The sequence below is a fragment of the Hugonella massiliensis genome, from assembly GCA_001486445.1.
GTDB lineage: Bacteria > Actinomycetota > Coriobacteriia > Coriobacteriales > Eggerthellaceae > Hugonella > Hugonella massiliensis.
The window spans coordinates 799,259-825,477 of record LN908986.1; the positions used below are offsets into that span (position 1 = coordinate 799,259).

Here is a 26,219-nt window from a genome sequence, read left to right on the forward strand (position 1 = left end):
AATGGCTGCGTCCCGATCCCTTTTTGCCGGCGTGGCTGACGCCGGCATGCGCCTTGACGCCCTGCTCGCCGCTCGCGCGTGCTACCCTTCGCGTAGCGCCGCGACCAAGCAGATCGACGCGGGCAAGGTGCTCGTCAACGGCGAGCCCGCTACCAAGAAGACGAAAATCGCTGCGGGCGACGTGATCATCTACGAGGACCTTCCCGAAGAAGAGCACATCGCCTTGCTCGCCGAGCCCATTCCGCTCGATGTGCGCTACGAAGACGACGACATGCTCGTCATTTCCAAACAGGCGGGGCTCTGCGTGCACCCGGCGCCGGGCCATCCGGCGGGGACCTTGGTGAACGCCTTGCTTTACCGCTACGGGCGTGACAATTTGGCCCACGTGCAGGGCGACGACCGTCCAGGCATCGTCCACCGGCTCGACATGGATACGAGCGGTCTCATGATGTGCGCTAAGACGGATGCGGCGGGCGAAATCTTGCAACAGCTCATTCGCGACCACGACGTCGATCGGCGGTATCTCACGCTCGTGCACGGCAACATCGCTTACGACACGGGCCAGATCGACGAGCCTATCGGCCGTGAGGGCGCCGACCGCCTGCGCATGCGCATATCCTATCGGCCGAGTGCCCGCAACGCCCTTACCACCTTCACGGTGCTCGAGCGTTTCGAGGCCGGCCCTAAAGACAACGGTTACACCTTGCTCGAATGCAAGCTCTATACGGGGCGCACCCATCAGATCCGCGTCCATATGGAATATATCGGCCACTGCTGCGTGGGCGATCCCCTCTACGCGTGGGGGAGCGATGCGGCCCAGCTGGGCTTGACCCGCCAATTCCTGCATTCGTATTCCCTTCACGTGACCCATCCGCTCACCGGTGATCCTATCAGCTTGCTCGATGGCTTTCCGCCCGATTTGGCTCAGGTCATGGCCTCGCTTGAGGGTCGCAGCATGGGGCGCACCCAGGCGGGCGGGCGCATCTTGGGTGCGCTTGCGAGCGCCCCACATCAAACGGACGACCTTCAGTTCTAGCGTAAGGAAAGGAGCTGCACGGACATGAAGACCGGCGTGATTCTGGCCAACACGGGATCCCCCTCGTCACCCGAGCCCGAGGATGTCGAAGCCTACCTGCGCCAATTTCTCACCGACCCCTACATTCGGCAGTTGCCCGAAAGGCCGTGGAAGCTGCTCGTCAACCACGTGATCCTTCCCAAACGTCGTTTCGCTTCCGCTGAACGGTACAGCCGCATTTGGCGCAAGGACGGGTCGCCTCTTATCGCCGACATGCAACGGCTCGTCGATATCGTGCAGCGACTGTATTCTCTGCAGCATCGGGCCCACCCCGATACTGACGAAGTCCTTGTGCGCAGCGGTATGAGCTACGGCCAGCCGGCTCTTCTCGATGTCCTCGAAGAGCTGCGTTTCCGCGGCTGCGAGCGGATCGTGTTGCTTCCCCTGTACCCGCAGAGCGCCTTTGCGCCCACCAAGGCTGTGATTCGGTCCTTCAAAGAGGCGCTGAAAGCTATGGATTGGCTGCCCGACGTGCGCATTGTCGAGCAGTACGGGACTAATCCCCTCTACGTGAAAGCCATAGCCGATTCTATTCGCGCAACGGGCTATGATCCGGCGGCGGGGGATCGGCTTCTGCTGTCCTTCCACGCGATTCCCTTGAAGGACGAACGGGCGGGGGATACCTACCGGTCGCAGGTCGAGGAGAGCGCGGGCTTGGTGGCTTGCGAGCTCGGCGTCGACCGCGACGCGATCACGGTAGGCTATCAGAGTGTGTTCGGGCCCAAGGAAAGCGATTGGGTAAGTCCGCTCACGCGTACCATCCTCGACGAGTGGCGCGGAACCTTCGACGGGCGCGTAATTCTGGCGTGTCCGGGTTTTGCCATCGACTGTTTGGAAACCATCGACGACGTCGTGCGCGATTTCATGGCGCTCGTTGAATTCGGCGTCCCGGCCGACGATATCGACCGCATCGCTGCAGAAGGCGACGATCAGGCGGCGGCCGATGCCGAACGGCTCATGCAGGTCGAAAAGCTCTTGGGACGCGGGGTGCACATCGGGTCCTATTCCATTGGTGGGCGGTTCGTGGGCGTGCAATCCCTCGGGCCCACCGAAGAGCATGCGCGTATCATAAAAGATGTGTTAGATCGGGCGCTCGCGCATGTGCCGGGCGTCGAGTCGGAAGGGTAGACCATGCACAGCGATAAGAAAACGGTACTGCTTGGCGTGACCGGTGGTATCGCCGCATATAAGTCGTGCGAGATCGTACGCGGCCTTCAGAAGGCGGGCGTGCGCGTGAAGGTCGTGATGACCGAGAACGCCACCAAGTTCGTCACCCCGCTCACCTTCCGCGCGCTCACTCACGAAGAGGTGGCCGTGGGCATGTTCGACGATGCCCCATCGGATCCCATCCACCATATCAGTCTGGCCGAAGAGGCCGATTTGTTCCTCATCGCGCCGGCCACGGTCAATGTGATTGCCAAGATCGCCAACGGCATCTGCGACGACCTGCTCACCACGACGGCCTGCGCCTGCACGGCGCCCCTCGTGGTGTGCCCGGCGGCTAACGTGCACATGTACGAAAGCCCGGCCAACCAGCGCAACATGGGGCTGCTCGCCCTGCACGGGGCCAAGATCATCGAAGCGGATGCGGGCTACCTCGCTTGCGGCGATATCGGGAAGGGCCGTCTTGCCGACGTCGACGAAATCGTACGTCAGACCCTGCTCGAGCTGGGGCTGACCGGCGACATGCGGTCCACGAGCGTGCTGATTACGGCCGGGCCTACGATTGAGCCCATCGACCCGGTGCGCTACATCACCAACTTCAGCAGCGGCAAGACCGGCTACGCGCTGGCCAAGGCGGCTCACGAACGCGGGGCCGACGTGACGATCGTTTCCGGTCCGGTGGCGGTGGAAGCGCCCGAAGGCGTGCACGTGATTCCCGTGCGCACGGCCCGCGAGATGCGCGATGCGGTGGCCGAGGCTTTTCCTGCGTGTGACATCGGCATTTTCGCGGCCGCGGTGGCCGACCTGCGGCCCAAGGGCGAAGCCGACCACAAGCTGAAGAAGGGCATCGACGACGCGGCCCTTCAGACGATCGAGTTGGCCCAGAATCCCGATATCCTGGCCGAGATGGGCGCGCATAAACAGGAGGGCCAGGTGGTCGTGGGCTTTGCGGCCGAAACGAACGACGTCATCGCCAATGCCCGCAAGAAGCTCTTGGCCAAGCATGCCGATATGATTATCGCCAACCATGTGGGGCGGGGACTTGCCTTCGGTACCGAAGGCAACGAGATCTGGATGGTGACGCCCGATGGCGAGGAGCACGTGCCTTATATGCTCAAGCCCGAACTTGCCCATGTGATTTTGGATAAAACAATTGAATTGATGGGTTGATTTCTTCCCGGGGTTTGGTAATATATTTTTCGTTGCTTGAGAGAGCAACAAACAATTGGATCGGGTTGTGGCGCAGTTTGGTAGCGCACTTGACTGGGGGTCAAGGGGTCGCAGGTTCAAATCCTGTCAACCCGACCATTCGAATTTGAAAGGCCGTCTTTTTGCGACGGTCTTTTTTCTTTGCCTGTATGCGAATGTTCCATATTTCAGACCAATTGATTGCTTCATCGAGGTAGGGTGAGTCAACTATGGGTGAATGTGCTTGCTGCCTACCTTCTCGGTTCTCGCGTGCACGACGGGCGCTGCGTCTAGCCCTCGTCATGTGTTCCAGCTCTGGGGCTTATCGTCCGTAGGTTGGCCAGGATGGGCAGGAATGTAGTTGTTTTTGAAGGTCGCTGGTTAAGATGGACAGAAATGTGGTCTCTGTTTGTCCCGACTCTCGATTGCCGAGCTTATAGGTGATATCAGCGTGTGCGAAAGACCAGGTCAGGGACTTGCGCGCGAAACCGAGTCATGAAGCGCCTTCCGTTGACTACCGCATTCCTCGCGATTTCAGCCTGCAGACGCCGAAATCGACCGCATTCCTTGCGATTCCGTCCACCGCAACGAAGGCGCTGGGGCGAGACTGTCACGAGGCGGCTGAGCGTCGAGGCGCCGCGCTCATATTGTGAGACGTGCATCTCGTAGGCACGCTTTCGTAATGCTTTTTATCGATAATGGGCACACGGTTGGGGCTGGTGGGTGCCACCGAAAACTTCAAGGCAATGAAGTGGGCAAACGTGGTGTACCCTGGTTTTGCCGATCTGGAAAACTTGGCCGCCGGCAGCGGCAGCAACCAGAGCGTACACTACGAAGAGACAATGAACGTGCCCCGGCATCTTGCGTGCTTCGAGCAAGGACATGGTTTCGCAGGCGCGCGCGACAACGCCCTTATCGTAGTAAAGAATAAGAACGTCTACGCTAACGACTTGATCGTGGATGAGGCGAACTTGATTCTCGTCGCTAGGAATCCCACGGCCCGGCGCGCTGCACCGAGCAGCCTAACGAAGCGGACGTGCCTCCTAGCGGGGTTGTCCGATATTTGCATCAAAGGAATGGGATGCGCCGAGGCGTTCTTGAACTGGTCGGGTTGACAGGATTTGAACCTGCGACCCCTTGACCCCCAGTCAAGTATGGAAATGCAAACAAGTGATGGTATGGAGTTGTAACCCTTGAATTAAGCTATCAGATTCTCATCGCTAGTTAGCAATGCAACCTAGCTCTCGAGCAGGCGTCCGAGCGGGCGATAGGCGGCCAGCGTGATCGCTGCGTTGACGGTTGCCTTGGCCAGGTTGAAGGGGGCTACTGCTGCGGGCACCAGTGATGTGACGTCTTGATAGGTCACATCATGCACTACGAGCGGGGTAATGGCCATGTTGAGACAAGACATTATGGCAACAACGGCGGCCACGCCGAGGGCCGCACCAAGAATCGCCCGGGACAAGGACGGCCTGCGGCGGTAGACGGCGCTCATGACGAGCAGGAGAATCGTCGTCGAGCAGATGTTCATGAGCGACCCGATGGGTGAGGCGATCAGGTGGGGCACCCAGGCGAGCACGGCTACCCCCACTCCCACGGCGGGCCCGTAGAGCAAGGTGACCAGGAGGGGGACGATGCCCGATGGGTCGTACTTGAGCCAATGGGCCTGGGGCGCGACGGGAAACTCGATGAAGCTGAGCGTCATGGTCATGAGCACGAGGATGACGATAGCCACCACCTGCTTGGCCGATCGATCGCTCCAGCCGTGCGGCAGCAGCTCGTTCATGTCGTATGCCCCTTTCCCTCCAACGGTCTTTCCGAATATAACCGACCTCTCGCATCTCTTCATGCGAGAGGTCGGTACCTGTTGCTCTTGTGCGGGCAAATTTGTGTGTTCGGTCCCCTTACGCTGCCTGAGCGGCCGTCGCCGCCGCCTTGGCATAGGCTGCGGTGTCGACAAGCGTAGCGCCCGACACGGCATCGGGGCCCGACAGCTTGACCTCACTTACGTCCTTGCCCGCCAAGGCGTTTTCAATCGCGGTAATGGAATCGAGCCAGGGAGTCGTGGCTTGGGCCTTTTCCTTCATTAGCTCAGAGTAGACCGTGTTGTTGATTGCCTTGGACGCGAGCACTTTGCCTTCTGCGTAGCCTTGGCCGAAGCCCTTGTCGGAATTGGGCACGGCGGTGAGGCCCTGAGTCGTGGCGTCGAAGAACTGGAACTCGTCGATGTTCGTGGCCACGAGCTTGGATCCCTGCACGAGCGAAACGGCGTCGCCGAAGGTCTTGGTCCCATGGCAGACGGCGTTGACGCGGCCCATCTTCAAATCGGACCCATCGCCTTCGTAGGTGCCCTTAACGGCGATTGAATCGTCGGCGGCTACCTGGGCGACGAGTTTGAGATAGCCGTTCGTGTCGACGAGCGTGGCGCCCGAGACGGCATCGGTGCCGGCGCTTTGGATCTTGTCGGGGGTCTTGCCTACGCAATAGGCTTCGATCGCTTGGATGGAGGTCAGCCAGTTCTGGGTGGCTTTCCCCTTTTCTTTGAGCATCGCCGAATAGACCTCGTCGTTATCAGATTTGGAAATGAGCGTCTTACCCGCAGCGAAGCCCTGGCCGAATTCTTTGTCGGCGTTGGGAACGGGGCTGATGCCCGCGGTCGTGGCGTCGAGGAACTGGTAGTCGTCGATGCTCACCGCCAGGATGGTTCCGTCCTCGGCGGTAGCGACGACGGCTTGGCCGAAGCATTTGTCCCCATGGGAGACCCCGTATCCGCGGCGCAGCGTGACGGTGCCGCCCGATTTCGAGCTTGCGCTGCTCGCAGAGCCCCCCTGTCCGGCGCATGCCGAAAGCGCGCCGGCGCTCATGGCGCCTACGGCAACGACGATGCTTCCCTTGATGAAGTCGCGACGACTGAATGCCTTGTTCATGCTGAATCCTTTCCCTCTCGTTCCAGCGACTCCATCGTGGGGGACGTTGAGTGCCGTGCCAATCGTCGCTGGGGTGGAATTCGTTGGTTACCGCGGTTCTCAAGACATCGACGAAAAGGGGGAAGAAGGGCTATTTACCCAGTTCAGCGCCTTCGATGAGATCCATGAGCTCCTCGCGCGAAGAAATGCCCATCTTTTGGTAGATGTTCTTGCGGTGGGTGCGGATCGTCGACTCCGCGACGACGAGCTCTTGCGCGACGCGCGCTGCCGTCCTTCCGCGTCCGAGCAGGGCGAGCACCTCGGTTTCTCGTGGGGTGAGTCGATAGGATTCTGCGATGGCCTTGCAACGTTGTTCGTAGAAGTCCGAGGGCGGGTTGGCTGCCTTGACGGAATCGATGCCGGCAAGGACTTGGCGCCAGAGACGCTGCCCGGGGACCACGGCGAAGAGAACCACGGTGCCCACCATGAGGACGACGACGCTCGGGTAGAGGGACTGCGCGGCGTTGTCGATGTGGAGGGGAGCGTTGACGAGCATGTCGGTGAGGCAGAGCATGACGAGCACGAGGCTACCGCTTGGAAGCGCGAGCGATTGCATACGGCCCGCCGGCACAACGAGTATGGTGCCGATGAGCACGGCGTAGACCTCGCAATAGGCGACCGCGCCGTTTACGATCCAGGCGCGACTGACCGAAGGGTCGGCGAAGGCTCCCATCGTAAGCGCGGCGAATGCAACGACGGGCATGAAGAAACGATAGGCGAACGTGAACAGGGCCCGGTCGCTCTTGAAGAGGGCCAGGGGAATCAAGGCGACAAGGCCGAGGAACGCGCAGGCGGCGGCGCCCGCGTCGGCATTCGTACGCACGCCCGGTTTCACTCCGCAGACAGCGTCGAACAAGAGCAACATGGCGAGTGGGGCGACGATGAAAAAGAGGATGCGCGACAGGGGGGATTTCAGCGTATTTCCATCGATGAGCGAAGCGTCCATATGCCCGAAGACGTCCCACCAATTGCTGTCCTGCTTGCGGTCGCGTTCGATGGCAGGCCCCTTTTGAATCGATGCGTGCAGGCAGCCGGCTATCGCCAGCGCGCTTGCCCCTGCCAGAACGATGCGCGCAACCGTCGGATCGAGGAGCGTGAGACAGACAGTGGCGAGTCCGATGCCGATGCAGAGACCGATGGTGGTCACCAGGGCTTTGCGGAAGGCGCTCACACGAAGGAGGGTGAACCAGGCAAGGGCCATGATGGCGGTTCCGAATCCGGTGAGAAGGCCGGCGGCCGTTTCTCCCGCAAAGCCTGAAAGCGCTCCTGCACTCCAGGCGCAGAGAAGGGCAATGCCGCAACCGTAGCTGAGGGCAGCGCCCATGAGCAGCGGCCGATTGATGCGCGCGTATTCGGTTTTCAGCAGGCAGACGAAGAGGTAGCCCAGGGCGATGAACATAACCGAAAGGCAGAAGGCATGCAGATAGGGTGCTGACGAATCGAGGATGCCGGGGTCGTCGGAGCCGATGCCGACGATGCGCTCCCAGGTGGCCAATACGGGCGGGGTAAGCGGGGCGGTGGCGGCAAAGGCGTAGAGGGCTGCCGTATCGAAGGCTCCGAAGGGCAGTGCGCGTGCGTGCGGTCTGTGTGAATCCATAGGAGCCTCCTAGGAGTTTGTTCGAGGGGTCCGTTGCCTCGAGCGTGGCGTACCGTATAGTAACAGTTTGCATGCAGCGAGCATCCGGTGCGGGGCGGTCCCTCACACAACCTCGTCGGAAAGGGACGGAAGCAATGGAAACACGTGAATTCTTCTTGTTCGATACGGTCAACACCGTCACGGCCCCCGTGCTCACCGATAAGACGATGGCGGCGGTGACCAAGGCCTCTAAGCGGTACGAGAAACTCTTCTCCCGCTTCGACGAAGAGGGGGAGCTCTACCGGGTCAACCATGCCAAGGGACGCGCCGTTGACGTCGACCCCGAATTGGCCTCCTTCATAGGCACGGCCCTGGACTACTGCGCGGCTTCAGGCGGACTGTTCGACATCACGATGGGGGCGGTCACGCGCCTGTGGGATTTCAAGCGCGGGCGCGTGCCCGACGAGTCCGACGTGCGCAAGGCGCTCTGCCATGTCGATTGGCGCGGCGTGCGCGTGGGCCAGGCAAGCGTGCAGCTCGACGATCCCTCTGCCTGCCTCGAGCTGGGCGGTATCGCTAAAGGCTACATCGCCGATCGCGTGCTCGACGTGCTCGGTGCCCAGGGTGTCGAGCACGCCATCGTGAACCTGGGCGGCAACGTGGCCGTGCGGGGCGGGCGCCCTGACGGGAGCCCCTGGCAGGTGGGATTGCGCCAACCGCTCGCTTCCCGCGACATGCCTCTTATGCAGTCCTTCGCTGTCGTGGGCATGACGTCGGGGTCGGTCGTGACGAGCGGCATCTACGAACGCGCCTTCGAGCGCGGGGGCCGTTCCTACCACCATATCCTCGACCCGCGGACCGGTTTCCCGGCCCAGACCGACGTGGTGAGCGCGACGGTGATTTCCGACACCTCGCTCGACGGCGATGGCTATTCCACGACGCTCATCCTGATGGGAGTCGATCGCGCTCTCTCCTTTTCCCTCGAGCATCCCGAGCTCGAGGTGGTCTTGGTCGATGACCGGGGGCAGGTTCTTGCCACCCCCGGCGTGGGCGAACAAATCCCCTTCCGCCTTACCGCCGGCCAGTAGCGTCCCCTTCTGCGTCCAGGCGGCTCTCTACGAAGGTGGCCATGCGAGCAATCGCATCGCGGTGCTCCGGGAAGGCGGTCATGAGTGCGCCGCAATGGGGCAGGTCGTCGTAGCGATGGCTTTCCACGTGCACGTCGGAAGCGTGCATGGTCTCTATCAGCGCCTTGTCCTGGGCGCGGTACATTTCCTTGCCGCCGTAGAGCATGAGCGTGGGCGGGAAGTGGTGGTCGAAAGTAATGCTGCGCGGGTTCACGAGCGCGCTCGCAAATGAGAGGGGGCCGAAGAAGGCTTCCCTCATCGTGAGGGGAAAGGTGGAAGCGACGAGCTGGTCGTCGTGCGCGCACGCTTCAAGGCTGGCGCGCTGGTCGCCCTCGGCGAGGCCCGTGTCGGGGGATACGCAGATGAGTCCCGTGGGCTTGGCGTCGGTTTGGGCGGAAATGGCTAGGCAAAGGTTGGCTCCGATGCCGTCGCCCATCAGAAAGGTGTCCTCTTTGCCCTGCTTCACGTAGGCGTCGATGTAGAGGCGCTCGACCCAGTTAATCGCGTCTATAGCGTTTGCCTGCGGCCCCTTGGGGTAGCGGCCCACGACCACGCGCGCCTGGGCTGCCGCCGAAAGACGGGCGGCGAAAGTCAGCTGGAAGGAGAGGGGCTCGAGGGTGCCGCCTCCTCCCGGGGCGTAGACGATCGTCGTTCGGGCTTTCCCTTTGGGCATGAAGGCGAGGAAGGGGACGTCGCGCAGGGTTCCTTCCTCAACGGTCGCGGCTTTCTTGGCGGCACGCGGCAGGCGCAGGTCGGTGCCCGGGTTGGCTGCGTAGGCTTCGAGGGTTCGTTTCACCAGGTCGTGCGCATGGTCGTTCACGAAGCGGACGGCAACATCGAAGGCCCGTGCGCGCCCGCTCATCGCCCGCTCCTTCTCGAGGCGTGGTCGGTCTTCTTTCGGTGGGCGTCATGGGTCTTTTGGGCGTTCTTGGGGCGTGAGTCCGTTCTGCCGGTGCCTTTTGAATGCGGTTCGTCCGACGAGCTGCGCTTTGAATGGCCGGTTCGCCCCGCACGGCGCCGTTTCCGCTGGTCGGCGCCCTTGTCGCCTGTGCCCGTGCGCCGCCGGTTTCCTTCGCCTTCCTTTTCGGGCTTCACCAGGCATTTGGGGCCGAAGCCGATGAGGTCCTCGCGATGGGCGGCCACGAGCGCCTCGCGGACGAGGGCGCGGTTCTTGGGGTTGCGGTACTGGATGAGGGCCCGCTGCATGGCCTTTTCGTGCGGGCTGCGGGGGCAGTAGACGTCCTCCATCGTGCGCGGGTCGACGCCCGTGTAGTAGATGCAGGTGGAAATCGTCGAGGGCGTGGGGTAGAAGTCGGACACTTGTTCGGGATTGAAACCCAGGTCGCGGCAGAATTCGGCCAATTCTACCGCTTCCTTCATCGTCGAGCCGGGGTGGGAGGACATGAGGTAGGGCAGGACGTACTGCTCCTTGCCGATTTCCTTGGTGTAGGCGTTGAAGGTGCTCACGAACTTCTCGTAGACGGCGTTGCTCGGTTTGCCCATCACCTTGAGGACCGTGTCGGAGACGTGTTCGGGGGCCAGGCGCAACTGGCCGCTCACGTGGTACTTCACGAGTTCGTGGAAGAAGGTGGGGTCGTCGTCGAGCAGGACGTAGTCGAAGCGGATGCCGCTGCGGATGAAGACCTTCTTCACGCCCGGCAGGGCACGCAGTTCGCGCAGGAGCTTCACGTAGTCCTCGTGGGTGACGGTGAGCTTGTTGCAGGGCGTAGGCGACAGGCAGCGTTTGGTGGGGCAGGCCCCGTGCTTGGCCTGTTTGGCGCAGGCGGAGACGCGGAAGTTGGCGGTGGGACCGCCCACGTCGTGGAGGTAGCCCTTGAAGTCGGGCTCCTGCGTCATGAGACGCGCTTCCTCCACGATGCTCTCGCGGCTGCGCGCTTGGATGATCCGGCCCTGGTGGAAGTTGAGCGAGCAGAAGGCGCAGTCGCCCAAGCACCCGCGGTTGCTCGTGAGGCTGAACTTCACTTCGGCGAGCGCCGGGATGCCGCCGGCCTCGTCGTAATCGGGATGCCAGGTCCGGGCGTAGGGGAGTCGGTAGAGGGCGTCGAATTCGGGTGTGGAAAGGGGCTTGCTCGGCGGGTTCTGCACCACGTAGACGTCGTGGGGGTAGGCCTCGATGAGCGTGCGGGCCGAAAAGGGGTCGAGGTTGCGATACTGCACCCCGAAGCTGCGTGCGTAGTTGAGCTTGTCCGATTGCAGGTCGTCCCAGCTGGGCAGCAGGACCGGGCGGTCGCAGTGGTCGATCGACCGGCACCGGTAGACGGTGCCCGGAATGAAAGTGAGGTCGTGCACGGAAAGGCCGGCGTCGAGCGCTTCGGCAATCGCGATGAGCGATTTCTCGCCCATGCCGTAGCTGACGATGTCGGCCCCCGAATCGAGCAGGATCGACCGCTTCATCTTGTCCGACCAGTAGTCGTAGTGGGCCAGGCGGCGCAGGCTCGCCTCGATGCCTCCCAAGACGATCGGTACGTCCTTGTAGGTGCGGCGGATGAGGTTGCCGTAGACGACGGCGGCATGGTCGGGCCTCAGGCCCATCTCGCCGCCGGGTGAATAGTAATCGTAATGGCGGTGGTGCTTGGCCACCGTGTAGTGGTTGACCATCGAATCCATTGCGCCCGCCGAGACGAGGAAGGCGAGGCGGGGGCGGCCGAAGACGTCGATGGAGGCAGGGTCCTGCCAATCAGGTTGGGCGATGATGCCCACCGAATACCCATGGGCTTCGAGCAGGCGGGTGAGTAGGGCCATGCCGAACGAGGGGTGGTCGACGTAGGCATCCCCCGACACGAAGACGAAGTCGACCGTGTCCCAGCCCCGTGCGCGCGCATCGGCCCGCGTGACGGGCAGGAAGGCCGACCGGTCGGGCGCGGGTGCGGGGGTGTGTTTCTTGTGCGACATGGCTACGCGTCCCCGTCTTGGTCGGGGTCGATTACGGGCGTCACCAGGTCCCGCACGACTTCGGAGGCGCAGATCATTCCCACTACCGGCGGGACGAAGGGGCTCGAGCCGGGGATGTCGCGCTTGTCGGTGCAGTGACGCTGGGCTTCAGGCGGGCAGACGCAGTGATAGCGGCAGCTGATCGTGATGTCGTTGGCCGGGCGAAGGGGGCGCTCTTTGGAATAGACCACTTTCACGTGGTGGATGCCGCGTTTGCGCAGCTCTTTGCGGACGATCTTGGCCAAGGGACACACGCTCGTCTTTGAAATGTCGGCCACTTCGAATGCGGTGGGGTCGAGCTTGTTGCCCGCTCCCATGCTCGAGATGATCGGCGTGCCCGTTTCGTGCGCGCGCTCGATGAGGGCCAGTTTGGCCGTGACGGTGTCGACCGCATCGACGACGTAGTCGTAATCGGCGAAGTCGAACTGGTCGGCGGTTTGCGGCAGGTAAAAGCATTTGTGCACGCGTACGTCGCAATGGGGGTTGATCGCGCGGATTCGTGCCGCCATGACGTCGGCCTTATACTGGCCGATCGTTTCGGTGGTGGCCACTATCTGCCGGTTGATGTTGGTAAGGCAAACGACGTCGTCGTCCACGAGGTCGATGGCGCCCACGCCGCTGCGGGCCAGGCCTTCGGCAGCGTATCCGCCCACGCCACCCACGCCGAACACGGCGACCCGCGCGTCGGCGAGCGCATCCATAGCGGCGGCGCCTAAAAGCAGTTGGGTGCGGGAAAATTGGGAAAGTGCCATAGCTATCTTTCGTTTGAAGGGGGAAGTCTCGCATCAGTATAGGGGCGCGCGCGGGCTGCAACCAAGAGGTTGCGCCAGGACTGCGCAGCATGACCATCTAAGGCAAGGTCCCTGGGTCCAGCAGTCAAACGCTTCTTGCAAAGGGCGGCAAAAATGCACCACATCTATCACATTTGTCCAAATGTGCGTGTATTCCCTGTTCATCGACTTGAACGGGGGGCCGCCCGCCATTACACTCCCAAGAGTTATTGAGAACGCGTATCCATACGGCACGAACAAAGAGGATGTACTATGGCAAACAAAGTTGCTGATTTCGGCATCCGTACGGGGATCAAGCTCCTCCGTACGAATCCCGATAAGGCCCTCCCTATGCTGCTCAAGGGCTTCGATGCTATTTCCCATGGCGAAATGCCCTCGCAGCGCAAGGTCTTCCATGATGTCATCGACGACCCCAATTCCAACGGCTATCACATGATCAAGAAAGCCCTGGAAGAGTTCGACCCGGGCGTTATCGAAACGTTTGTCTCCAACTTCCTGCTCAATGCGAGCATGACCGGTTGGCAGCGTCAGCAGGAATGCCGCGAGAAGTACGGCTGCAATATCCCCTGGGCCATCCTGCTCGACCCCACGAGCGCCTGCAACCTGCATTGCAAGGGCTGCTGGGCGGCCGACTACGGCAACCGTATGAACCTGTCCTTCGAAGACATCGACTCGATCATCACCCAGGGCAAAGAGCTCGGCGTCTACATGTACATCTATACGGGCGGCGAGCCCTTGGTGCGCAAGAAGGACATCATCCGCCTCTGCGAGAAGCACAGCGACTGCGTCTTCCTCTGCTTCACCAACGGCACCCTGATCGACGAGGAGTTCTGCCAGGACCTGCTTCGCGTGAAGAACTTCATGCCCGCCATCTCGATCGAAGGCAACGAGGAGACCACTGACGCCCGCCGCGGCGACGGCGTCTACGATTCCGTGCAGCGCGCGATGAAGCTGATGCGCGACCATCGTCTGCCCTTCGGTACGAGCTGCTGCTATACCCGTCAGAACATGGAGCGCATCTCCGACGACGCTTTCATGGATATGCTCGTGAAGAACGGCGCCATGTTCGCCTGGTACTTCCACTACTTCCCGGTGGGATCCGATGCTGATTTGGAACTCCTTCCCACGCCCGAACAGCGCAAGGAAATGTACAAGCGCATCCGCTACTATCGCCATCACAAGGACCTCTTCGTTATGGACTTCCAGAACGACGGCGAATACGTGCAGGGTTGTATCGCGGGTGGCCGCCGCTACTTCCACATCAACGCGAACGGCGACTGCGATCCCTGCGTCTTCATCCACTTCAGCGACCGCAACATCCATGACTACAGTCTTCTTGACTGCCTGCGCGGGCCCCTTTTCATGGCCTACCATGACGGCCAGCCCTTCAACGAGAACATGCTCAAGCCCTGCCCGCTGCTCGAGAACCCAGGCAAGCTCACCGAAATGGTGAACAAAACGGGCGCCAAGTCGACCAACCTCGAGGCCGACGAAACGGCCGAAGAGCTCCAGGCGCGCGCCGAACAGTACGCCGCAGATTGGTCCGATACGGCCGACGAGATCTGGAAGAAGCATCCGCATCACATGATCTTCACCCGTTAAATCGTTGGTAAGAGAAAAGGGAGTCGCTCGAAGCGGCTCCCTTTTTCGTATGCGTAACCGATGCTGGGAGCAACGCGCACCCTCCTGGCGCGCGTTGCTACAATGGGGGAACCCGATAAAGGAGAGATTGCATGCGAATTGGTTTCATCGGCGCGGGCAACATGGCGCGCGCCATCATCGGCGGCATCGTGAAGAGCGGCATGGCGGCACCGGGCGACATCGTCGCCAGCGCTCCCACCCAGGAGACAAGGGATTCGGTCGCACGCGACTTGCGCGTCCGCACCACCCCGCGTAACGTCGAGGTCGTGCGCGAGAGCGATGTGGTCGTGTTGGCCGTCAAGCCTGGCGTCCTTGCCGACGTGATCGACGAGATCTGCGACGAACCCTTCGACGAGAAGCTCGTCGTGTCGATTGCCGCAGGCAAAGACATCCACTGGCTCGAAGATGCTTTCGGCAAGGAGGTGCGGCTCGTCCGCACGATGCCCAACACTCCGGCTCTTGTGGGGGAGGGCTTCACGGCGATCTGCCCCAACGAAAACGCCTCTGATGAAGACGTCGACGCCGTCTTCCGCATTTTCGCGAGCGTCGGTTCGGCCGAGCGGATGTCCGAGCGCATGGTCGATGTGGTCGGCGCGCTCGCGGGGTCGAGCCCAGCTTATGTGTTCATGTTCATCGAGGCTCTGGCCGATGCCGCGGTTGCCGAAGGCATGCGGCGCGATGCAGCCTACCGCGTCGCCGCCCAAGCCGTGCTTGGCAGCGCCAAGATGGTTCTCGATTCAGGCGTCCATCCGGCCGAGCTCAAAGACATGGTCTGCAGTCCCGGCGGCACGACGATCGAGGGCGTGCAGGTCCTTGAAGAGGCCGGGATGCGTGCGGGGGTCATCAACGCGATTCGCGCGGCCGTAGCCAAGACCCAGGCGCTCTAGGGAGGGCCCGCGATGAGGATTTGCGTCTACTGCGGTTCTTCGTCTGCTGCGGCGCCTGCCTATTTAGAAGCTGCCCGCGACCTGGGCCAGGCTATTGGGCGGGCGGGTCATGCCCTTGTCTTCGGCGGTTTCGACCAGGGGCTTATGGGGGCCGTGGCCCATGGCGCGCACGAAGCGGGCGGTCAGGTATTCGGCGTCGTGCCCGCTTCGGTCGATTACTTCAAGATGCGCAGCGCCCAGGTCTTTCCCTGCGACCAAGAGATCGAAGTGGCCGACCTGGCCGCGCGCAAGGCGATGATGGAGGATCTTTCCGATGCCTTCGTCGCCCTGCCCGGGTCCTTCGGCACCCTTGACGAGTACTACAACGTCCTTGCCCAAGGGAAGATCAGCACGACCGGGAAACCTATAGTTCTTCTCAATGTGAACGGCTTTTACGATTCACTCGCCCTATTGCACCAACGCATGGTCGATGATGGCTTCATGGGGGCTGTTGAACTCGCTTCTGCCCCTCTAGCTGCGGATTCGTCTGAGGCAATTCGCTATTTGGAGGAATGTGTTTCGGGTATCCACCGCCTTTAAGCGCCCTCTAGGCCCGTTTGACAGCGGCACCCGGTATGCGTAAGGTGTCAGCAGCACAAAACTTCAGGGCGAGGCGCAATTCCTCACCGGCGGTACAGCCCGCGAACCTGGCAACAGGCCGATTCGGTGCAATCCCGAAGCCGACAGTATAGTCTGGATGGAAGAAGTTGAGCAGGGCGCAACTGCCCTGCTTTGCCCCGTGTTCGCGTGCGCGAATACGGGGCTTTCTTTTGAGGCGCACTGCGCTCGCCCTGGTCTGGGAAAGGAGCAGCTGTGTCGACGGACGAAGAATTCATGTTGCATGCGCTGCAGCTGGCTAAGCGGGGCTTCGGCCATGTAGCGCCCAACCCGGCGGTGGGTGCGGTGATCGTGGCCAACAACGGTCGTGTGATCGGGGAGGGCTGGCACGAGCGTTTCGGCGGTTTGCATGCCGAGCGCAACGCGTTCGCCCACTGCACGGACGATACCACCGGCGCCACCCTCTACGTCACGCTCGAGCCTTGCTGCCATTGGGGGAAAACGCCCCCCTGCACCGATATCATCATCGAAAAGAAGATCGGCCGCGTCGTCGTTGGGTCGATGGATCCCAACCCGCTCGTCGCGGGCAAGGGCGTGCAATTGCTGCGCGAGGCCGGCATCGAGGTGGTGACGGGCGTGTGCAAGCAGGCCTGCGATGACGTCAACCGGCCCTTCTTCCATTTCATCACCCATAAGCGCCCCTACGTGATCTTGAAATACGCCATGACCCTCGATGGGAAGATTGCCACGCGTACGGGCGCGAGCAAATGGATCACGGGTGAAGAGGCCCGGTTCCGCGTCCATCAGGACCGCAACCGCTACAGCGCGGTCTGCGTGGGGGTGGGAACGGTGCGTGCCGACGACCCTCGTCTGACCTGTCGTATCGAAGGCGGCACCAACCCCTTGCGCGTCATCGTCGATTCGCATTTGTCCACGTCGCTCGACTCGACGCTTGTGCGCACGGCGGCCGACGTGCGCACCCTCATCGCCACCTGCGAGGCGAGCGAGGAGGCACGGGCCCCCTTCGTGGCGGCCGGCGTCGAAGTCGCCCGCCTCCCGGGCGCCGATGGGCGCGTCGACATCGACGCGCTGCTTGACTATCTGGGTGCCAAGGGCATCGATAGCATGATCGTTGAAGGCGGGGCCACGCTGGCGGCAAGCTTTTTGGAAGGCGGTTTCGTCGACGAGGTCAACGCCTATATCGCTCCGAAGATTTTCGGCGGAGAGGGTGCTAAGGGACCGGTTGCCGGTCAGGGCGTGAGCGACCCAGGCCAAGCTTACCGTTTCGGTGCCCCCTTCATCGTGCAGCTGGGCTCCGATGTCATGCTGCGCGCCTATGCCGATCGCGGTGCCGAAGGCGGCGATAACTGATGTTCACTGGAATCGTAGAAGAGATCGGCACCGTTCGGTCCCTGCGCCGCGGGGCTCATTCGGCCGTGCTCGAAATCGCCTGTTCCACGGTGCTTTCCGACGCCCATGTGGGCGATAGCATCTGCACCAACGGCGTCTGCCTGACGGTAACCGATTTCGGTCGGGGCTCCTTTAAGGCCGACGTCATGCACGAAACGCTCGATCGTAGCGGACTGGGGTCGCTTGCGCCAGGCAGCCGCGTCAACCTCGAGCGGGCCATGGCTGCCAACGGGCGTTTCGGCGGCCACATCGTGTCGGGCCATATCGACGGCACCGGTACGATTTCATCGATCAAGCGCGACGACAACGCCGTCTGGTTCACCATTGCCACCACGCCCGATGTCCTGCGCTATATCGTTGAGAAGGGTTCAATCGCCATCGACGGCATCTCGCTTACGGTGGCGCGCGTGTCGCAGAAGGATTTCGCGGTGTCGACCATTCCCCACACCAACGCGATTACTACTTTGGGCGATCGCAAAACGGGCGACACCGTCAATCTTGAGACTGACATCATCGGTCGCTACGTCGACAAGCTCATGCGCCTGGGCGCGCCCGACGCGCAAGAGCCCGCGCCCGCCCCTGCTGGCATCACCGCAGCCTTGCTGGCTGCGAACGGATTCTAGGAAGCCGGTCCCGCTGGGACCCCGCTCATAAGGAGAGACAATGACGACTATTGCTGAGATTCCCCAGGTCCTCGAAGAGATGAAGGCCGGCCATGTGGTCATGGTCATCGACGACCCCGATCGCGAGAACGAAGGCGACTTCATTTGCGCCGCCCAGTTCGCCACGACGGAAAACGTCAATCTCATGGCGAGCCGCGCCAAGGGGCTCATCTGCATGCCCATGTCCAAGGAATACGTCCATAAGCTCCAGCTGCCTCAAATGGTGGCCAACAACACCGACAACCATGAGACGGCCTTCACGGTATCGATCGACGCCATTGACACCACGACGGGCATTTCGGCCGAAGAGCGGTCGATGACAGCCATGCGCACGGTGGCCGACGATGCGACGGCACTCGACTTCCGCCGCCCCGGCCACATGTTTCCCCTGCTCGCTCGTGACAATGGCGTGCTCGAGCGCAACGGCCACACCGAAGCCACCGTCGACCTCTGCCGACTGGCGGGCCTGAAGGAAGTGGGGCTTTGCTGCGAGATCATGCGCGATGACGGTACGATGATGCGCACGACCGAGCTCTTGCAATTGGCCGACGAGTTGGGGCTTGCGGTCACGACGATCAAAAAGCTGCAGGATTACCGTAAGATCCATGACAAGCTTGTCACCTGTGAGGCAAGCCCCCTGCTGCCCACCAAATACGGCAAATTCCGTGCCTATGTCTACGTCAACAAGCTCAACGGCGAGCATCATGTGGCCCTTGTCAAAGGCGAAATCGGCGATGGGGAAGACGTGCTCGTGCGCGTGCACAGCGAGTGCCTTACGGGCGACGTCTTCGGCAGCATGCGCTGCGATTGCGGCGACCAGCTTCACACGGCCATGCGACAGATCGAAGCCGAAGGCCGCGGCATCCTCCTCTATATGCGTCAGGAAGGCCGTGGCATCGGGCTCATCAACAAGCTCAAGGCTTACGAGCTCCAGCAGCAGGGCATGGACACGGTCGAAGCCAACCTTGCCCTGGGCTTCAAAGAAGACGAGCGCGAGTACTTCATCGGTGCTCAGATCCTCCGCGATTTGGGCGTGAAGACCATGCGTCTGCTTACCAACAACCCCGACAAGATCTATCAGCTCGAAGGATTCGGTATGGAAATCACCGCCCGCGTCCCCATCGAGATTCCAGCCAACGCCGTCGACCATGATTACCTGCTTACCAAGCAGGAAAAGATGGGCCACGCCCTCCATGTGAAATAAGGATATCCGTCCACGAAACGACCACTGCGAACGAAAGGAACATCAATGGCAGTCTTCGAAGGAAACCTGTACGCGAACGACATTAAGATCGGCATCGTCAACGCCCGCTTCAACGAATTCATTACGGGCAAGCTGCTCACCGGGGCGCTCGATGGCCTTCATCGCCGCGGTGTGACCGACGACAACATCGACGTGGCTTGGGTCCCCGGCGCCTTCGAGGTGCCGCTGATCGCCAAGAAGATGGCCACGAGCGGCAAGTACGACGCCGTCATCGCCCTGGGCGCCGTGATTCGCGGGGCCACAAGCCACTACGAAGCGGTTGTCAACGAGGTGTCCAAGGGCATCGCCTCGATTTCGCTCGAAAGCGGCGTGCCGGTCATGTTCGGCGTGCTCACCACCGAAAACATCGAGCAGGCCATCGAGCGCGCCGGTTCGAAAGCGGGCAACAAGGGCAGCGAATGCGCCGAGGGTGCGATCGAGATGGTCAACCTCATCCGTCAGATCGAAGCGTAGGCTTCCTGGAGCTTGCGGACGGCGCTCTGGATGGGCACGTCCGCAAGCGCATTGCGCGGGGTAAGGGCGTAGACCTGGCTCATGGGATAGCCGAGGGCGGTGGCGAGCGCCTTCATGACGGGGGAGAGGGCCTCTGCCGCGTCGAGCGTGCCGCCCCGGTCGAGCTCGAAATAGAGGAGCTCGTAGAATCCGCCCATGTGCCCCACGAGGGCGCGGACCGTTTTGCCGCCCTCGTCGAAGGTCAAGGAGCCTTGGGCGTCGGCTACATGGCCCAGAATCCAGCGGGTGTTGAAGGCGCATGACGCACGTGTGAGCTCCCTGCTCTTCAGGACGTCAAGCAGAAAGGCGCCGAGCCCCTCTTCGCTTTCGAGGTAGGTGAAGTAGACGCTTCCCACCGCATAGATGGCCTCGAGGTTGTTGCGGAGGCCATCGTCGGTCAGGCCTAAAACTTGACACGTACGGGATAGGCAGTCCTCGAACAGTTGGGCCGCGAGTACGTCCTTCTTAGGGAAATGATACTGCACGAGGTTGCGGCTGATGCCCACCGCAGAGGCGATGGCCGTATAAGAGGTTGCTTCGTAGCCGTCGGTCGCGAAGAGCCTCCAGGCGGCGGTGCGAATGCGCGCTTTCAGTCTCTCGTTTTTCGGTCGTGCCATGTTCCCTCGTTTCCTAGTTGCGTACAGCGACAGTATAGCAGCCGAAGAGGGCGGGCGCGGCCTAGAGCCGCGCTTTGTAGAGACGCTCGTAGAGGGCGAGTTCTTCCGGGGTGTTCTTGCTGCTGCGGAAGATTACGCTGCCCGATTGATCGCTCGGGGCCAGGAGGCCGCTGGCTTCGAGGCGGCGGTGCAGCTGGCGGGCGGTCCCTTGGGTGCTGTCGAAGACGGGTACGGGCCCCACCACGTCGAGGATAGCCTTCTTCACGAAGGGGTAGTGGGTGCAGCCGAGCACGACGCTGTCCACCTTGCCGCGGTAGGCGCCGATGGCCCTCTCGAGATAGGCATGCACGGCCTCTCCGTCTGTCTCGCCGGTTTCCACGAGGTCGGCGAGTCCCGAACAGGCCACCGAGATAACGTGGGATTGGCTCCCATACGTGCGGGCGAGGCGCTGGAACTTGTCGAGGTGGAGGGTTACGCGCGTCGCCAAAACGAGGATCCTATCGTGCGCGGGCGCTTCCGTCGCCGGCTTCAAAGCGGGTTCGACGCCCACGATGGGCACCTGGGGCCAGGTGACGCGCAGCAGGGGTGCCGCCGCGCTCGTAGCCGTGTTGCAGGCGATGACGACGGCTTTGCAGCCGTTGTTCACCATTGCAGCCACGATGCGGCGCGAAAGCTCTTGCACTTCCTCTTTCGTCTTGTCCCCATAGGGGGCGTTGGCGCTGTCGCCGAAGTAGACGAAGCGCTCGTGGGGCAGCTCGCGCACGAGCCCCTTGAGAATGGAAATGCCGCCGACGCCGGAGTCGAACACGCCTATCGAGCCATCGTATGCCGCCATAGCAACCTTTCCCTCGCAACCTGCGCTATAGTCTTGGGCCCAATGGTGCATCTTCGGGCCCATTTATGACGATACCTCCACGAAAGTAGCGCTTACCGTGTGCGCATGGTATAAAGATACAGGTATGTGTGCGGAAGCGCACGAAGACAACTTTCGATGGATGCGGAAAGTGGGCTTTGTCCCGCTTTCTTTTGTTCTGGGGCTGTTTTGGCCCCGCACGAAGAAGAAGGAGGTGGCCACGTGCTCACGGGAAAAGAGAAGCTTCTGCTCGAGGCCCTCGAACCCATCGCTGCCGAAAAGGGCATCGAAATCGTCACGGTCGAAGTGGTCGGGGCGCGTAAGGCTCCTACGATCCGCGTGTACATCGACACGCCCGACGGGGTGAGTTTCGACGAGCTGGCCAGCGCGCAGGAATGGATCAACGCCCTTATGGACGACATCGACCCCTTCCCCGGCGCCTACACCTTAGAGGTTTCGTCGCCCGGCATTGACCGGCCCCTGCGCACCCCCGCGCATTTCGACCGCTTTGCCGGCGAAGAGGCGCAGGTGGTTTTGCGCGGGCCCGTGAACGGGCGCGCCAAGTGGACGGGAACCCTCTTGGGCATGCGCGACGGCTCGGTGGCGCTTTCCGTCGACGGAACCGAAGTCGCCTTCCCCCTCGACACGATTAAACGGGCCAACGTCAAGGGCCGTATCGATTTCTCTCAGTAAGAAAGGACCTACTCTATGGCGAGTTCAGAGCTGGTTGAGGCGCTGCAAGCGCTTGCTCACGAGCGAAAGATCGACGAGTTCTACCTCATCGACCGCTTGGAGGCGTCGCTGGCCAAGACCTATCAGAACATTCTCGACCTCGAATGGGATGCGCGCGTCACGATCGACCGCAACACGGGCAAGATCTACGTGTACGAAATGGTCCCCAAGGGCGACCCCGATCCTGAAACGGGCGAGTACAGCGACTTCGAAGAGCGCGACGTCACGCCCGACGACGTGAGCCGCATCGCCGCCCAGAACGCCAAGAGCGTCATCAGCTCGATTGTGCGCGAGGCCGCCCGTCAAAGCATTTACGAAGAGTTCAGCCAGCGCGTGGGCGATCTGGTCACGGGCACCGTTCTTCAGGGCACCCCCGACTTTACTATCATCAAGATCCGCGACGGCGTCGAAGCCGAGTTGCCCCATTACGACTTGAAGCGCTACCCCAACGAGCGCAACGAGCGCCCGGCCAATGAACGCTACCGTCACAACCAGCGCCTGAAAACGCTCATCATCGAAGTGCGCAACCCCAACAGCGAAGAGGTGCGCGCCCGCGGTGAGCAGGCCCGTCCGTCGATCGTCGTCTCGCGCACCCATCCCGACCTGATCCGTCGTCTCTTCGAAATCGAAGTGCCCGAAATCTACGACGGCCTGGTGGAAATCAAGTCGATTGCCCGCGAGCCCGGCGCTCGTTCGAAGGTCGCTGTGTTCAGTCGCGAGCGCAACCTCGACCCCGTGGGCGCCTGCGTGGGTCCCAAGGGCAGTCGCGTGCGCATGGTGGTCGAAGAGCTGCGTAACGAACGTGTCGACGTCATCCAGTGGAGCGAAGACCCGGCCCAGTACGTGCGCAACGCCCTGTCCCCGGCCCGCGTGTCCCACGTCGACATCGACGAGGAATCCAACTACGCTACCGTCGTGGTGCCCGACGACCAGCTCTCGCTGGCCATCGGCAAGGAAGGCCAGAACGCCCGTCTTGCCGCCCGCCTTACCGGTTGGCACATCGACATCAAGTCGGCTTCCTTCCAGGGCGCGCCCCAGGTCGATGAGAACGTCCTCATCGACGACGTCCCGGTCGAAGAAGAGGGCGACGGCCAGTGCGAGTTCGTCGACGAAGAGGGCGTGCGCTGCCGTAACCACGCCCGCCCCGGCAGCCGTTACTGCGGCATCCACGCCGACCAGGAGTAGCCAGCGATGACCGCTCCCGCTTACACCCAACGGCCCAAGCGCCAGCGGCGCTGCATCGCGTGCGGTGCGCAGAGCTCCAAAGGCGACCTCTTGCGCATCGTCCGCTCGCCGGAAGGCGCCGTGGCCTTCGATGCCACGGGCAAATCGGCGGGGCGCGGCGCGTACGTATGCTCTGAAGCGTGCTTCGAGAAGGCATGCGCTTCGAAGCGTTTGGACCGTGCATTGAAGACAAAGGTGTCCAATACGGACATGGAGCGCGTGCGCGCCGAGATGCGTGCCGCAACAGCGCATACGCAAGGATAGATGAGGAGAACGAATGGCCAGCATGCGTGTACATGAGTTGGCAAAGGAGCTGAACATGTCGAGCAAGGAACTGCTCGATCGTTTGGCCGAGATGAAGATTCCCGCGAAGAGCCATGCGAGCGTCCTAAACGACGCCTACGTGCAGAAGATTCGCAAGAACCTCGCTCCCGAGGAAAAAGCGCAAGCTGGCATCATCGACGACGAGGAAGCCAAGAAGCTGGCCGAAGAGAAGGCCGCCGAAAAGGCCCAGCGCGAAAAGGAAGAAGCCGAGCGTCGCGCCGCCGTTGAAAAAGAGCGCAAGCTGCGTGAGGAAGAGCGTGCCCGCCGCCAGCAGCATACCTCCGGCAAGGGCGCCTACAAGGGTGGGGAAGAAAAGCCCAAGGCTCCCGAACCGGCTTCGCCCTATGCCTCGCTCGAAGAGCAGATCCGCCAGGAAAAGGAACGCGTCGCACGTGAAGCGGCCGAAAAGCGTCAGCGCGCTCGCCTGGCCGCCATCGAGCGCGAGGTAGCCAAGAAGAAGGCCGTTGAAGAGCGCCTGCATGGCTCCCATAAGAAGTCGACACCTGCTGCCGCTCCCAAGCCGGCCGCCAAGGTGCCCCCTGCGCGCAAGAGCCAGTTCGACTCCCTGCTTGCCCAGATTTCCAGCGAGCAGGATCGCCTGCAGAAGGAAAAGGCCGCTGCGGCGACCGCCCGTCACGACCGCAAGTCCGGCAAGAAGGGCCGTCGCGGGGGTCACAGCTTCGAGCCCGACGTACCCGAATTGGAACAGAATGCCCAGGGCGAGGATCGCTACGCCAAGATGGCCCAGAGCGCTGAAAAGCTCCAGCGCGACAAGGTGCTCGAAGAGGCCCGTGCCGCGGTGGCCGCTGCCAGCCACGAGGGCGAAGGCCGTCGTCAGAAGCGCAAGGAAAAGCGCGAGCAGGAAAAGCGCGAACGCGCTGCCGAAGCCGCAATCGAGAAGGGCCTCGACCCCGAACTGGTGCTCGACGACTCCGTCATCGAAATTCCCCAGGGCGCGACCGTGCAGAAGTTCGCCGAACTCGTGGGCGTGGCGCCGAACGACGTCATCAAGCGCCTCTTCCTGTTGGGCCAGCCGCTCACCCTTACCCAGTCGATGAGCGATGAGCTCATCGAGCTCATCGCCGACGACATGAAGCGCAAGGTCCGCGTGGTGAACCCCGAAGAGGAATACGCGGTCGTCTACAACGACAGCCCCGAAGACCTCAAGCCCCGTCCGCCCGTGGTGACCGTCATGGGCCATGTCGACCATGGCAAGACCTCGCTGCTCGACGCCATCCGCCAAACCGGCGTGGCCGAACACGAAGCCGGCGGCATCACCCAGGCGATCGGCGCTTCGGTCGTGCACATCAACGGCCGTCAGATCACCTTCATCGACACCCCCGGTCACGAAGCCTTCACGGCCATGCGCGCCCGCGGTGCCCAGATCACCGACGTGGTCGTCCTCGTGGTGGCTGCCGACGACGGCGTCATGCCGCAGACCGTCGAGGCCATCAACCACGCCAAGGCGGCCAACGTGCCGATCGTGGTTGCGGTGAACAAGATCGACAAGCCCGGCGCCAACCCCGATCGCGTCCGTCAGGAGCTCACCGAGTACGGGATCATCCCCGAAGAGTGGGGCGGCCAGAACATGTTCGTCGAAGTGTCGGCCAAGAAGCGCCTCCACATTGACGACCTGCTGGAAACCATCCTCCTTCAGGCCGACGTGCTCGAGCTCACTGCCAACCCCGACGCCCCGGCGTCCGGCTACGTCATCGAAGCCAAGCTTGACAAGGGCCGTGGTCCCGTGGCCACTGTGCTCGTGGAGCGCGGTACCCTGCGCCCGGGCGACACGCTCGTGGCTGGCACGGCTTACGGCCGCGTGCGTGCTCTGATCAACCCGCGCGGCAAGCGCGTCAAGGAAGCCAAGCCCGCCGACCCGGTCGAGGTGCTCGGTCTGAATTCCGTGGCGTCCGCCGGCGACGAGTTCCGCGTCTTCGAAGACGAGCGCGATGCCCGCAACCTTGCCGAAGAACGCGCCCTGCGCCAGCGCCTCAAGGCCCAGGAATCCCACCATATGAGTCTCGACGAGCTCTTCAACCACATCGAGGCCGGCAAGACGACCGACCTCAACCTGGTCGTCAAGGCCGACGTGGCCGGTTCGATCGAAGCCCTGCGCGACGCCTTCAAGAAGATGGACCAGTCCGAGGTCAAGATCAACATCATCCATGCGGCGGTGGGCGGCATCACCGAAACCGACGTCACGCTGGCGGCGGCTTCCGATGCCATCATCATCGGCTTCAACGTGCGCCCCACGGGCAAGAGCAAGCAGCTCGCCGAAAAGGAAAAGGTCGATATCCGCCTCTACCGCGTTATCTACCAGGCGATCGAGGACATCAACGCGGCCCGCGTGGGCCTCTTGAAGCCCGAAATCGTCGAAAAGGATACGGGCACGGTGGAAGTCCGCGACCTCTTCCGCGTCCCCAAGGTCGGCGTCATCGCCGGCGGCTACGTGATCGAAGGCGAAATCAACCGCGACGACAAGGTGCGCATCGTCCGCGAAGGCACCGTGGTCTACGAGGGCAAGATCGCTTCGCTGCGCCGTTTCAAAGACGACGTCAAGAGCGTGGCCCGCGGTTACGAATGCGGCATCGGCATCGACGGCTACCAGGACATCAAGGTGGGCGACACGATCGAAGGCTTCAAGGAAGTCGAAGTCGAGCGCACCGAGTAGGAGGCA

The 26,219-nt window shown here is 62.2% G+C and carries 24 protein-coding genes, 1 tRNA gene and 1 riboswitch; of the genes, 17 read left to right on the forward strand and 8 right to left on the reverse strand.

The features are described from left to right. The first annotated feature begins 1 nt into the window (after nt 1). The 5 genes from BN3270_RS06000 to BN3270_RS06020 all read left to right on the forward strand — a co-directional run bounded on the left by BN3270_RS06000 (nt 2) and on the right by BN3270_RS06020 (nt 4,542). On the forward strand, nt 2-1,036 hold the full coding sequence (locus BN3270_RS06000) for an RluA family pseudouridine synthase (RefSeq protein WP_058986235.1): 1,035 nt from the start codon (nt 2-4) through the stop codon (nt 1,034-1,036). Between the two features lie 24 nt (nt 1,037-1,060). After that, on the forward strand, nt 1,061-2,203 hold the full coding sequence (gene hemH, locus BN3270_RS06005; protein ID WP_058986236.1) for a ferrochelatase: 1,143 nt from the start codon (nt 1,061-1,063) through the stop codon (nt 2,201-2,203). A gap of 3 nt (nt 2,204-2,206) precedes the next feature. Then, a complete protein-coding gene (coaBC, locus tag BN3270_RS06010; RefSeq protein ID WP_058986237.1) occupies nt 2,207-3,409 on the forward strand; it encodes a bifunctional phosphopantothenoylcysteine decarboxylase/phosphopantothenate--cysteine ligase CoaBC in 1,203 nt (400 codons plus the stop codon). A 61-nt stretch (nt 3,410-3,470) separates the two neighbouring features. Continuing rightward, nucleotides 3,471-3,547 (forward strand) — tRNA-Pro (locus tag BN3270_RS06015). A 590-nt stretch (nt 3,548-4,137) separates the two neighbouring features. After that, nucleotides 4,138-4,542, forward strand: a complete 405-nt coding sequence (locus BN3270_RS06020) for a hypothetical protein (protein ID WP_058986238.1) — start codon at nt 4,138-4,140, stop codon at nt 4,540-4,542. A gap of 122 nt (nt 4,543-4,664) precedes the next feature. On the opposite strand, the gene BN3270_RS06025 is transcribed toward BN3270_RS06020, so the two are convergent. From BN3270_RS06025 to BN3270_RS06035, 3 genes are all read right to left on the reverse strand, one after another. Continuing rightward, nucleotides 4,665-5,213: an ECF transporter S component gene (locus BN3270_RS06025; RefSeq protein ID WP_058986239.1), complete on the reverse strand. Its 549-nt coding sequence runs from the start codon at nt 5,211-5,213 to the stop codon at nt 4,665-4,667. Between the two features lie 118 nt (nt 5,214-5,331). Beyond that, nucleotides 5,332-6,354 (reverse strand): TAT pathway signal sequence, encoded by a 1,023-nt coding sequence (locus BN3270_RS06030; protein WP_058986240.1) that lies wholly within the window; start codon nt 6,352-6,354, stop codon nt 5,332-5,334. Between the two features lie 130 nt (nt 6,355-6,484). Continuing rightward, nucleotides 6,485-7,990: a response regulator transcription factor gene (locus BN3270_RS06035; protein ID WP_058986241.1), complete on the reverse strand. Its 1,506-nt coding sequence runs from the start codon at nt 7,988-7,990 to the stop codon at nt 6,485-6,487. Between the two features lie 134 nt (nt 7,991-8,124). Between BN3270_RS06035 and BN3270_RS06040 the strand changes: the two genes are divergently transcribed. After that, nucleotides 8,125-9,057, forward strand: coding sequence for an FAD:protein FMN transferase (locus tag BN3270_RS06040; RefSeq protein ID WP_058986242.1), 933 nt, complete (start codon nt 8,125-8,127; stop codon nt 9,055-9,057). Here BN3270_RS06040 and BN3270_RS06045 read toward each other — a convergent pair. From BN3270_RS06045 to BN3270_RS06055, 3 genes are read right to left on the reverse strand one after another with little or no spacing between them, the layout of a single operon-like run. Next, the gene (locus BN3270_RS06045; RefSeq protein WP_058986243.1) at nt 9,041-9,958 is read right to left on the reverse strand and encodes an alpha/beta hydrolase fold domain-containing protein; all 918 of its coding nucleotides are present in this window, start codon (nt 9,956-9,958) and stop codon (nt 9,041-9,043) included. The genes BN3270_RS06040 and BN3270_RS06045 overlap by 17 nt on opposite strands. After that, on the reverse strand, nt 9,955-12,009 hold the full coding sequence (locus BN3270_RS06050) for a YgiQ family radical SAM protein (RefSeq protein ID WP_058986244.1): 2,055 nt from the start codon (nt 12,007-12,009) through the stop codon (nt 9,955-9,957). The genes BN3270_RS06045 and BN3270_RS06050 overlap by 4 nt, the downstream gene beginning before the upstream one ends. A 2-nt stretch (nt 12,010-12,011) precedes the next feature. Next, nucleotides 12,012-12,800 (reverse strand): tRNA threonylcarbamoyladenosine dehydratase, encoded by a 789-nt coding sequence (locus BN3270_RS06055; protein ID WP_058986245.1) that lies wholly within the window; start codon nt 12,798-12,800, stop codon nt 12,012-12,014. 291 nt (nt 12,801-13,091) lie between these two features. On the opposite strand from BN3270_RS06055, the gene BN3270_RS06060 reads away from it, so the two are divergent. From BN3270_RS06060 to ribH, 7 genes are all read left to right on the forward strand, one after another. Continuing rightward, a complete protein-coding gene (locus BN3270_RS06060; protein ID WP_058986246.1) occupies nt 13,092-14,441 on the forward strand; it encodes a radical SAM/SPASM domain-containing protein in 1,350 nt (449 codons plus the stop codon). Between the two features lie 131 nt (nt 14,442-14,572). Then, nucleotides 14,573-15,367: a pyrroline-5-carboxylate reductase gene (proC, locus tag BN3270_RS06065; protein WP_058986247.1), complete on the forward strand. Its 795-nt coding sequence runs from the start codon at nt 14,573-14,575 to the stop codon at nt 15,365-15,367. Between the two features lie 12 nt (nt 15,368-15,379). Next, on the forward strand, nt 15,380-15,946 hold the full coding sequence (locus BN3270_RS06070; protein WP_058986248.1) for an LOG family protein: 567 nt from the start codon (nt 15,380-15,382) through the stop codon (nt 15,944-15,946). A gap of 55 nt (nt 15,947-16,001) precedes the next feature. Continuing rightward, nucleotides 16,002-16,119: riboswitch (FMN riboswitch) on the forward strand. 100 nt (nt 16,120-16,219) lie between these two features. Continuing rightward, nucleotides 16,220-17,335: a bifunctional diaminohydroxyphosphoribosylaminopyrimidine deaminase/5-amino-6-(5-phosphoribosylamino)uracil reductase RibD gene (gene ribD, locus BN3270_RS06075; protein WP_271711940.1), complete on the forward strand. Its 1,116-nt coding sequence runs from the start codon at nt 16,220-16,222 to the stop codon at nt 17,333-17,335. Then, nucleotides 17,335-17,997, forward strand: a complete 663-nt coding sequence (locus BN3270_RS06080) for a riboflavin synthase (protein ID WP_058986249.1) — start codon at nt 17,335-17,337, stop codon at nt 17,995-17,997. Before ribD ends, BN3270_RS06080 begins: the two co-directional genes overlap by 1 nt. A 40-nt stretch (nt 17,998-18,037) precedes the next feature. Continuing rightward, complete coding sequence (locus BN3270_RS06085) at nt 18,038-19,240, forward strand: bifunctional 3,4-dihydroxy-2-butanone-4-phosphate synthase/GTP cyclohydrolase II (protein WP_058986250.1); 1,203 nt, start codon at nt 18,038-18,040, stop codon at nt 19,238-19,240. A 45-nt stretch (nt 19,241-19,285) separates the two neighbouring features. Then, nucleotides 19,286-19,753, forward strand: coding sequence for a 6,7-dimethyl-8-ribityllumazine synthase (gene ribH / locus BN3270_RS06090; protein WP_058986251.1), 468 nt, complete (start codon nt 19,286-19,288; stop codon nt 19,751-19,753). Here ribH and BN3270_RS06095 read toward each other — a convergent pair. Together BN3270_RS06095 and murI are read right to left on the reverse strand one after the other, a co-directional pair. Further along, entirely contained in the window at nt 19,738-20,409 is a 672-nt protein-coding gene (locus tag BN3270_RS06095) for a TetR/AcrR family transcriptional regulator (protein ID WP_058986252.1), read from the reverse strand. The two genes, ribH and BN3270_RS06095, sit on opposite strands and share 16 nt — an antisense overlap. Nucleotides 20,410-20,470: 61 nt before the next feature. Further along, nucleotides 20,471-21,244 carry a glutamate racemase gene (gene murI / locus BN3270_RS06100; protein ID WP_058986253.1) on the reverse strand — a complete coding sequence of 258 codons (774 nt, stop codon included), beginning with the start codon at nt 21,242-21,244 and terminating at the stop codon, nt 20,471-20,473. A gap of 240 nt (nt 21,245-21,484) precedes the next feature. Between murI and BN3270_RS06105 the strand changes: the two genes are divergently transcribed. Genes BN3270_RS06105 through infB form a run of 4 tightly spaced genes read left to right on the forward strand, consistent with a single transcriptional unit; the run spans nt 21,485 to nt 26,213 of the window. Continuing rightward, nucleotides 21,485-21,955: a ribosome maturation factor RimP gene (locus BN3270_RS06105; RefSeq protein WP_058986254.1), complete on the forward strand. Its 471-nt coding sequence runs from the start codon at nt 21,485-21,487 to the stop codon at nt 21,953-21,955. A gap of 15 nt (nt 21,956-21,970) precedes the next feature. After that, a complete protein-coding gene (gene nusA / locus BN3270_RS06110; RefSeq protein ID WP_058986255.1) occupies nt 21,971-23,179 on the forward strand; it encodes a transcription termination factor NusA in 1,209 nt (402 codons plus the stop codon). A 6-nt stretch (nt 23,180-23,185) separates the two neighbouring features. Then, complete coding sequence (rnpM, locus tag BN3270_RS06115) at nt 23,186-23,482, forward strand: RNase P modulator RnpM (RefSeq protein ID WP_058986256.1); 297 nt, start codon at nt 23,186-23,188, stop codon at nt 23,480-23,482. Nucleotides 23,483-23,495: 13 nt separating this feature from the next. Further along, nucleotides 23,496-26,213 carry a translation initiation factor IF-2 gene (infB, locus tag BN3270_RS06120; RefSeq protein WP_058986257.1) on the forward strand — a complete coding sequence of 906 codons (2,718 nt, stop codon included), beginning with the start codon at nt 23,496-23,498 and terminating at the stop codon, nt 26,211-26,213. Nucleotides 26,214-26,219: the final 6 nt, after the last annotated feature.